Genomic DNA, 9,768 nt, shown 5'->3' on the forward strand with positions numbered 1-9,768 from the left:
CCCGCAGCTCCCGTACCGCCCCCCGGCGCGCCGCCCACCACGCCTGCACCGCCGCCACCGCCACCGTCACCGTGACGACCGCGAGCGCCGGGAGGGCGAGGGACCACGGGTCGGTGGCGAGGGCGGCGCCCGCGCCTGCCGAGGCGGGGGACGTGGCCAGGGCGATCGTCGCGAGGTCCACGCCGGGTGACAGGAGCCGGATCGTGGCCCATCCGGTGAGTGTGCCGCCCGCCGCCGCGAGGACGGACTGCGGCAGCGACTCCAGCACCAGCAGGCGCCGCGACTCACGCCGGGTGAGGCCCATCGTGCGGAGCCGGGCGAGCAGCGCCGCCCGCTCGGGAGCGGCCCGCAGCAGCGACAGCAGCAGGGCGAGGACGGCGTACCCGGCGCCCGCGACCACCGCGGCGGCGTACACGTCCTCGACGCCGGACTGGAGCGGCGAGTCGACGTACCGGGCGCGTTCCGTGGCCCGCAGTTGGACACCGAGCGCCGGCGCGGGCCCGGTCGCCCGGCGCAGCGCCCCGGCGGTGAGGCCGTCGCCGGTGATCAGCAGGGCCGTCGGCCGGGCGGCCTCGCCGCTCAGCCCGGCGCGGTCCACGACGAGGAACTCGGCGCCCGGCACGGCCGGGGTGCTGTCCTGTACGGCGGTGATGCGGACGGTGGTCTCGCTGCCGTCCTCCAGCCGGACGCGGAACGGCCGTTCGCCGTAGGCGGCGGCGACCGCCGGCGAGGCGAGCGCGGGCAGCGGGGCGCCGGTGTCCCGCGGCCGGCGCAGCGCGTCGGCGTCGACGGCGCCGCTGCCGGTGCGGGCGGCCAGCGCGGCGTAGGGGGCGGGGTCCACGCCGGCCACGGTCACCGGGGAGCTGCCCTCCAGCGGCTGCGCCTGGTAGGCGAGGCTGACCTCGGTGACGTCCCGGACGCCTCCCGTGTGCCGTACCCGGTCCGCGGCTCCGGCGGGCAGCACACCGCCGGACGCCTCGACGCGGGCGTCCGCGCCGACGGCGAGCAGGGCCGCCCGGTCGCGGGCGCCGTCCACCCCGGCGAGGACCGAGCCGCCGAACGCCGCCGTCGTGAGCGCCGTGAGCAGCGCCAGCAGGGGCAGTACGGCGGAGGCGGAGCTGCGTCCCGCGCGGGCCAGCGCGAGCGGGCCGACGACGCCGCGCAGCCGGCGGGCGGGCCGGGCGAGCCCCCGCAGCGGCAGCGGATACAGCCGGACCAGCACCAGCGCGGCGATCACCCCGACCAGCACCGGCGCCGCCGCGACGAGCGCGCCGCCCGAGCCGCCCTGCCGGCGCAGCACCACGACCGCGCCCACGGCGAGGACGAGCAGGGTGAGTTCGGCGACGGTACGCCGCCGAGAGGGCCGTACGGCCGTGATGTCCTGCCGGCCCGTGTGCACGCGGACGGCACGGTGCGCGGCCAGCGCCCGCAGCGGCAGCGCGGCACAGGCGCCCGCGGTGACCGCGCCGGCGGCGACCAGCGCGGGCACGAGCCGGCCGTCGGGGACGGTGAGCAGCGCGACGGCCAGGCCGGCCGCCCCCGCCGGCACGGCGACGACCGCCGTCTCCGCCAGCAGCCGCCCGGTCAGGCCGCGCAGGGAGGCACCGCGGGCCCGCAGCAGGGCGAGTTCGGTACGGCGGCGGTCGGCGGCGAGCCCGCCCGCCATCGCGAGGACCACCGCGGCGACCGTGCCCGCGCCGGTCGCGGCGACGGCCGTGAGGGGGCGCAGGCCGGAACGCAGGTCGTCGTAGGAGGCGAGGACCTGGTCGAGTTCGGTGACGACACCGGCGTCCCAGTCGGCGATCTCGCGGATCTTCCGCAGCCCCGGCCCGCTCTCCAGGTACGCCACCGACGACCGCAGGCCCGCCACCTCGGTGCTGTGCAGGGCGCCGGGCGCGGGGGCGATGCTCCAGTGGCGTTCCTTCGGCACCGGCAGGCCCAGCAGCGCGGGGCCGGCCTCGGGCGCGAGGAGCAGCGCGCCCACCCAGTACACGTCGCTCGGCGAGCCGCCCGCCTGGCGGGTCAGCGACGGGGTGCGCAGCACGGGCTGGGCGGACCACCACGACCCGGTGGGGGTGCGCGGGGTGACGACGCCGGTGACGCGGACGGTGAGCTGCCCGGCCGGCCGCGGGCTCGGCAGATGCAGCACCGAACCCGGCCTGATCCGCAGCGCTTTCGCGGTCTCCGCGCTGACCGCGGCCTCCACCTCGGGCACGTCCGCGCCGACCGTGGCCGGGGCGCGCGGCAGCCGGCCGGTCGTCGCGCCGACGTGCCCGGCCAGATCGTGCTGCGCGGCGACGATCATCCGGGCGGGCAGACCGGCCGGCCGAGGCAGCCACGGGTCGGGCACGGCGAGCGGGGTGGTGGTGCGCACGCCGTACGCGGACTGGCCGGGGTCGGCGACGAGGGGTGCGCGGACCTGCCCGAGGATCCTCCGGTACTGCGCGGCGAGCGGGCCCGGCCGCATCGACTGCTCCGCCGCCCCCTCCTCCTGGCCGGGCTCGGCACTCGCGGGCGGGGCGTACACCTGCACGGTCGTACGGTCGGGGCGGGCCTGGGCGACGGCGTGCACGAGACCGGTGTCCTCGTACCGGTCCACGGCACGCGGCAGCGCGGCGGCCAGAGACGCGGTCACCGCGACGAGCAGCGCCAGCGCCCACGCCGCCCCCGGCGCGGCCCGCAGCCGCGTCCGGACCCAGGGCGCGGGCACCCGGCGCCCGCGCGGCTGCCGGGTGCGGCGGGCGGGGGTACGGGTGCGGTCGGGTGGCGTCATGTCAGTGCCCTCCCGGTCGTGCGGTGGCCGTGCCGGGGGTCCGGGGTGGTGTGCTCGTACGGCGATGGGGTCGGTGCGTACGCGGTGGTGTGCCCGTACGGCGACGGGGTCGGTGCGTACGCGGTGAGGGGGCCGGGCACGGGGGCTCCGGCGTGCGTGTGGCTCCTGGGGGCGGGGGTCCGGTGCCCGAATGGCTTCTGGGGTGCGGAGGCTGACGTCATGTCACTCGCCTCCCTGTTCCCGCAGGGCCCGTGCCGGGTCCACCTGGCGGCGGGACAGTACGGCGGTGACGGCGAGCGGCAGTGCGGCCACCGCCGCGAGCACGGCCACCACCCGGCCGGCGGGCAGGACGACCAGGACGTCGGGGACCGGGCGGGTCGCCTCCGAGGTCAGCACGATCAGCGGGATCACCGTCCGGGTCAGCAGTACACCGAGCGCGGCGCCGACGGCGAGGGCGAGCGCGACGAGCAGGCCGTGTTCGGCGGCGATCATGCGGGCGAGGCGGCGACGCGGTGCGCCCAGGGCGCGCAGCACGGCGAGTTCGGCGTCGCGTTCCCGCAGCGCGCCCGCGGTGCTCACGGCGAACCCGACCGCGGCGAGCGCCGCCGCCACCCCGGCCGCCGCGGTGAACGCGGTCTCCGGGCCCGCGCCGAACGGGTCGTCGCGCAGTTGCCGGGCCAGCTCGTCGCGCACCAGCACCTGCCCGGCCTCCATGTCCGGCCAGGCCCGTACGGCCGCCGCCACCCCGGCCGGGTCCGCGGTGCGCAGCCACCACTCGCTCGGCGTGACGGCGGCGCCGTATCTCTCCTGGAGGAAACGGTTGACCGCCCGCAGGTCCACCAGCAGGGCACCGCCCGAGTCGGAGGCGGCGGGCACGCCGGGGACGCCCGCGGTGGTCGGCAGTTCACGGACCGCGCCGACGATGCGTACCGGCACGGTCTCCCCGCCGAACGTGGCGTCCACACGCTGCCCGATGTGAGCGCCCGCCGAGGCGAGGAACCGGTCCGTGGCCACGCCGGTCACGGCAGCGGCCCCATCGGTCCCGCCGGACTCGCCGGTCTCGTCGGTCCCGCCGGACACGCCGGTCGCGTCGGCCCCCGTGCCCCGCCCCGCGTGCAGGCGGACCGTCAGCGTGCCGCTGGCCCACGTGTCGTCGGCGGGCAGGAAGCCGGTGCCGTACTCGACCGTCGGCGGCGCGGCGGACAGCAGCCGGGCCCGGGTCGGGTCGCCCGTGCCGTCCGGGGCGGAGGTGTTGCTGTCGAGCTGGGAGGCGGCCGTCCAGGCGGCGGGCAGCGGCAGGGCGCGCGTGGTGCCGTCGGGGCCGGCGGCGGTGAGCGCGCCGAGGGTGAACCGGTGCCGCTCGCCGTGGCCGACGGGCAGCGGCAGCACCAGCTGCACGCCGGTCACGGTGAGCGGCCCGTGCAGGCCCCGCATCGCCGGGCTGAGGGTGTGCGGGCGGCCGTCGGCGGGGAGCCGGCCCGCGGGCAGGTCGTACGGCACACCCCAGCGGTCCTGCACCGTCAGCGTCACATCCGCCGCGGCCGGCGAGGCGCCGCCCGGCCCGCGCAGGGTGGCGGTGAGCCGCAGCGACACGGTCCCGGCGGGTACGGCGGCCCCCACCGCGGCGCCCCTCGGGGCGAGCCCGGACACGAGCGGTCGTACCGGCCCGTCGGCGAGGTCGGGGCGCATCAGCAGCGCGTCGGCGGCGCCCGCGGTGTCCACGGCGAGCGCGGTCGCCTCCCGGTTGCCGGACAGCGGCAGCGTCGTACGCGCCACGGGCGCCACCGCGTCCACGTGCGGTACGGCCGCGAGCCGCTCGGTGCGGGCCGGGCCGCCCTGCCCGGCGGACGTGACCCGTACGGCCGTCCCGGCGCGGAAGTCCGCCTGGTCCTCCTGCGAGCGGTCCCAGGAGGCGCCCTGCGCGACGGCGAGCATGCCCAGCGCGACCGCCGGCACCAGCAGCAGCAACGGACCGGCCTGCCGTGCCGGGCGGCGGCTGAACTGCCAGCCCGCCAGCGCCGACGTCAGCCCGCGCCCGCCCGCCGCCCGGCGCTCCGCGAGCCGCGCCACCAGCGGCAGCAGACGCAGCGTCACCACCGTGCCCGCGAGCAGCGCCAGCGCCGGCGCGGCCACCAGCACCGGGTCCACACCGAGATCGCCGCCGCTGTCGGCGCCGACGGCGCCGCGGCTGTCGAGCTGCCAGTACGCCACCCCCGCCACCGCCAGCAGGGCGACGTCCGCCCCGGCCCGCACCGCCGCCGGCAGCGGGCGGGCCCGCCCGGCACGCCACCCGCTGCGGGTCAGCACCGGCACCGTCACCGCGAGCGCGCAGCCCAGCGCCGTCGCCACCGCGACCAGCCACACACCCGCCCCGCCCAGCGCCGGCACCTGCGGACGCAGCCCGATCCGGTCGAGGGTGCCCCGCCCCGCCAGCAGCCGGGTCAGCGGCCCGGCGAGCAGCGGCGCGCACAGCACGGCCGGTGCGGCGAGCAGCAGCGCCTCGAGCGCTGCCAGGCCCGCGATCCGCGCCCGGGACGCTCCGCGGGCCCGCAGCAGCCGGGTCTCCGCGGCGCGCTCGGCGGTCAGCAGCCGCGCCACCAGCAGCAGCGCGCACGCCGCGAGCAGCACCAGCTGCAACGCCACGATCAGCAGTGTGGAGCGGGCGACCAGCAGGGACCGTTCGACACGGTCCAGTACGTCCGGCAGGCTCGTCGACGCGGCCGTCGTACCGCTCAGTGCGGGCAGCCCCCGCAGCGGCGCCCCGCCGGTGAGGGACGTCTCCCGCAGCGCGTCGAGGCGGCCGGTGGTCAGCGTGGAGAAGTCCGCCGAGGCCAGCCACCCGGACTGGCCCGCGCTCACCCGGCCACCGGTCAGCGTCGCCGGGGCCGCGAGGAGCGGGCCGTACGTCGTGAAACCGGACTGCTTCACCCCGCGCCCGGCGAGATCGTCCAGCCGCCAGTACGGGGCGGAGGTGTCCGCGGGACGGTACACACCGGTGATCATCACGCGCACGGGCTGACCGCCCAGCCGGTCGACAAGGGTCACCCGCGCCCCGGCCGCGAGGTGCAGCTGCTCGGCGGCCACCCGGTGCAGTGCCACCTCCACCTCGGCCGTGCCGGGCGCGGCGGGGCGCGGCGCGCGGCCCGACACGATCCGCACCTGGCCGGGGTCGAGGGCCGCGAAGTGGGTGAGGTCGGGGTCACCGGACGGGGGAGTGCCCGGCAGCGCGTACGGCCCGGACCGCAGCAGCGTCCGCACGGTCACCGGCAGCCCGTCGAACGTCCTGCGGGCCTCACTGCGTACGGCACGGTCGGCGGCGGCGCGCTGCTCGGCCGTCACGTCCGCCTTGACGATCAGCGCGGTGTCGCCGGCGTTGCGCGGGTCGGCCAGCGCGTGCCGCAGGGCCGCGTCGCCGATCGCGCCCGTGAACGCGGTGAGCGTGGCGAGGACGACCGTCGTCAGCAGGACGGTGAGGAACGCGGCGGCCAGCAGCAGGCGGTGCGCCCGCGCCCGCAGCACGACGAGACGCGCCAGTCCCCCGAACCCCGTCACACGGCCCCCAGCCGTCGTCCCCGCACGAGACCCCTACGACGCGCGTACGCCGTCCACGCACCGTCCGTTGCGTTCCCCGGTACGCCGGGGCCCGAGTCCGCGGCACGGTGTGCGTACGACCCCGGTACGTCTTCGGTACGTCCCCCGTGGGTCTGCCTGTCCAGACCTGGGGGCGATGGTGTCAGAGGACGAGGGGCGGAGGTAAGCGGTCGTGGACCGGCCTTGACCGGATCGTGATCGGATTCCGGGGTCGGATGACCGGATTCCGGCACACCGTGGAGCCGGAGCCGGAGCCGGAGCCGGAGCCGGAGCCGGAGCCGGAGCCGGAGCCGGAGCCGGAGCCGGAGCCGGAGCCCGTGCGTGGCCGGGGAACGGGCGGAGGGGGCGCCGGAGCCGGGGCGGACGGCGGAGTCCGGGTCAGCCCGCGGTGTTCACCATCGACGCCGCCGCGTACGTCAGGTACTTCCACAGCGTCTGCTCGTGCTCCTCGGGCAGCCCCAGCTCGTCGACCGCGACCCGCATGTGCTTCAGCCACGCGTCGTGGGCGGCCTGGTCGACCCGGAACGGGGCGTGGCGCATCCGCAGCCGCGGGTGGCCGCGACGCTCGCTGTAGGTGGTGGGGCCGCCCCAGTACTGCATGAGGAACAGCGCCAGCCGCTCCTCGGCGGGGCCCAGGTCCTCCTCCGGGTACATCGGCCGCAGGAGCGGGTCCTCGGCGACGCCCTGGTAGAAACGGTGGACGAGTCGGCGGAAGGTCTCCTCCCCGCCGACCTGCTCGTAGAAGGTCTGCTCCTGAAGCGTGCCGCGCCGAATCTCATTCACGCCCCCCATGCTCTCAGACGCGGAGACGGAGGACTTCCGGCTTAGGTCCCTGGACGAGCCGCCCCGCGCCCCCGCGGGCGCGGTCGACCGGACAGCCGCCGGGCCGCACAGTGGAGGCATGGCTGCGGACACCGCCGGGCAGGAGCTGGACCGCGTCGCCGCCGAGGCGCGCGCCGAGCTGGTCCGCGAGATCGAGGCGAGCGGCGCCTTCGCCGCCGACCCGGCATGGCGGGCGGCGTTCGCCGAGGTCCCGCGCCACCTGTTCGTGCCGTACTACTACGTCACCGGCACCGCCGGGTACGAGCGCCGCTGGGGCGGTCACCCCGACCCCGCCGCCCGCGAACGCTGGGTGCGTGGCGCCTACGAGGACACCCCGCTGGCCACCCGTATCCGTGACGGCGAGCTGCTGTCCTCCAGCAGCCAGCCGTCCCTCATGGCGCTGATGCTCGCCGCGCTGGACGTCGAGGACGGGCACCGGGTCCTGGAGATCGGCGCCGGCACCGGCTACAACGCGGCTCTGCTGGCGTACCGGCTCGGCGACGACAAGGTCACCACCGTCGATCTCGACCCGGAGATCACCGAGGCCGCCCGCCGGCATCTCGAAGCCGCCGGGTTCCGTCCGGTCGTCGTCACCGGCGACGGGGCGCGCGGCGTGCCCGAGCACGCCCCGTACGACCGGATCATCGCCACCTGCACCCTGCACAGCGTGCCGCCCGCCTGGCTCGGCCAGTGCCGGCCCGGCGGCCGGATCCTGACGCCGTTCGCCACCGGCCTGGCGGCGCTGACGGTACGCGACGCCGCCCACGCGGAGGGACGGTTCCTGGCGACGCCCGCGTACTTCGTGCCGCTGCGCGGCGGGCACGGGCCCGAACGGGAGCCCCCGCATCTGGCGGGACTGCCGCGCCGGGCCCGCGACAGCGACCGGTTCCGTTTTCTGCTGGCGCTGACCCGCGGCAGCCTCGACCCGGAGGAGGCGCACGCCCTGTGGGAACGCGAGGGCATGCCGCCGCGCGAGCGGTACGGCCTGACCGTCGCCGACGGGCGCGGGTGGGCGTGGCTGGACGACCCGGAGGGGCCGTACGTGTGGCCCCTGCCGGAGGAGGGGTAGCGGGGCGGCGACCGCGGGGCCGCCGCCCGCCGTGCTCAGCCGCGCCGAATGGTGATCGTCGTCCAGGCGCCGACGTGCACCCGGTCGCCGTCCTGCAACGGCACCGGCACGAACGGCTGGATCGGCTCATCGGAGCCGTTGACCGTGGTGCCGTTCGTCGAGTTCTGGTCGACGACCGCCCAGCTGCCGTCCGGCTGCTGCACCAGCACCGCGTGCTGATGCGAGACGCCCGGGTCCTCCGGCGGCACCGACAGGTCGATGTCGGGCGTCTCACCGGTGGAGTGCCGGCGGCGGCCGATGGTCACCTGGTTGCCGGTCAGCTGCCGCTGCTGCTCCGGCGAGTACGCGGGCAGGTTCAGGCCCGCGGCCTCGGGCCCGGAGCGCTGCATCATCGCCATGAAGTACTCGCGGTCGGGGCCGATCGTCGCCGTCCACGTGACAGGGCCCTGCTGCTGTTGCGGGAACCCGGGGTGCGGAGCGGGCGGCGCCTGCGTGGCACCGGGCTGCGGGTAGCCGTAACCACCGGGCGCACCGGGGCCACCGGGCGCACCGGGGCCACCGGGCGCACCGGGGCCACCGGGGCCACCGGGCGCACCGGGACCGCCGTGGCCGCCCGGTCCGCCGGGGGTGTTCGACGGCGGGCTGATCACCCAGTCGTCCTGACCGCCACCGAACGACGGGCCGTTCGGGCCACCAGGACCGCCCGGCCCACCGGGACCGCCGGGACCACCCGGACCCGCGGGGCCGTTCGGCCCGGCCGGCTGGTGGAACGCCTGAGGCGCGCCCGAGGTAGCCCCCGGACCGGCGGGCGGCGTCGGACCGGGCGGCGGGGGAACGGGCCGTGACGGGTCGCCACCGAACGACGGGGCACCGCCCTGACCGCCCGGACCACCCGGGCCGCCCGGCCCACCGGGGCCGCCGTAGGGGCCGGGACCACCGGACGTGGCGGGGCCGCCGGGCCCGCCGTACGGGCCGGGGCCGCCAGGACCACCAGGACCGCCGGGCCCGCCGGCACCCGGGAACGCACCCGGACCGCCGGGAGCCCCCGGACCACCAGGGCCACCGGGACCGCCCGGACCGCCGAACGGGCCGGGACCACCGCCGGGGTGACCCTGACCCGGACCACCTGGGCCACCGGGACCCGACGGCTCCCCGCCGAACGGGTTCGGCGGGATCGGCTCGGCCGGCCGGTTGACCTGGCTCGGCCGCGACTGCTGGTAGTCGAAGGCGTCACCGCCGTACGAAGGACCGCCCTGCGGACCGGGCCCCTGCGGACCCGGCGCCTGCGGGAAGCGCGGACCCGGACCCGCGCCCGGACCGGGCGCCGTCGCCGACGGGCGCGGCGCGGCCGGGGTGTACGTGGTCGCCGTGTTGGTGAGGAAGTTCCACCGGCACTCCTCGCAGAAGGGCGCACCGCCCTCACGGGGCGTACGGCACTGCGGGCACAGCTCCGGTTCGGGCTGCGCGCCGCCCGGGCGGCCCGCTCCGGCGCCCGGCGCGGGCGGCGGGAAGC

At 78.1% G+C, this 9,768-nt stretch carries 5 protein-coding genes; 1 reads left to right on the forward strand and 4 read right to left on the reverse strand.

The genetic code is table 11. The annotated features are described in order from the left end of the window. From MTQ10_RS22500 to MTQ10_RS22510, 3 genes are all read right to left on the reverse strand, one after another. Window positions 1-2,773, reverse strand: a 2,773-nt coding sequence (locus tag MTQ10_RS22500; RefSeq protein ID WP_247471511.1) for an FtsX-like permease family protein, incomplete at its 3' end; no start/stop codon positions are given. Window positions 2,774-2,995: 222 nt separating this feature from the next. Then, window positions 2,996-6,325 (reverse strand): FtsX-like permease family protein, encoded by a 3,330-nt coding sequence (locus tag MTQ10_RS22505; RefSeq protein WP_247471513.1) that lies wholly within the window; start codon window positions 6,323-6,325, stop codon window positions 2,996-2,998. A gap of 417 nt (window positions 6,326-6,742) precedes the next feature. Continuing rightward, window positions 6,743-7,156 (reverse strand): globin, encoded by a 414-nt coding sequence (locus MTQ10_RS22510; RefSeq protein WP_247471516.1) that lies wholly within the window; start codon window positions 7,154-7,156, stop codon window positions 6,743-6,745. 109 nt (window positions 7,157-7,265) lie between these two features. Here MTQ10_RS22510 and MTQ10_RS22515 point away from each other — a divergent pair, with 109 nt between their 5' ends. Further along, complete coding sequence (locus MTQ10_RS22515; protein WP_247471519.1) at window positions 7,266-8,255, forward strand: methyltransferase domain-containing protein; 990 nt, start codon at window positions 7,266-7,268, stop codon at window positions 8,253-8,255. Between the two features lie 35 nt (window positions 8,256-8,290). On the opposite strand, the gene MTQ10_RS22520 is transcribed toward MTQ10_RS22515, so the two are convergent. Continuing rightward, window positions 8,291-9,768: FHA domain-containing protein (locus MTQ10_RS22520; protein WP_374117668.1), on the reverse strand; the 1,478-nt coding region annotated here is incomplete at its 5' end.

The organism is Streptomyces sp. XM83C, assembly GCF_023072675.1.
GTDB lineage: Bacteria > Actinomycetota > Actinomycetes > Streptomycetales > Streptomycetaceae > Streptomyces > Streptomyces thermocoprophilus.

Coding starts and splice junctions, on each gene's coding strand:
- MTQ10_RS22510 (WP_247471516.1), bottom strand. CDS start 7,156: ATGGGGGGCGTGAATGAGATTCGGCGCGGCACGCTTCAGGAGCAGACC.
- MTQ10_RS22515 (WP_247471519.1), top strand. CDS start 7,266: ATGGCTGCGGACACCGCCGGGCAGGAGCTGGACCGCGTCGCCGCCGAG.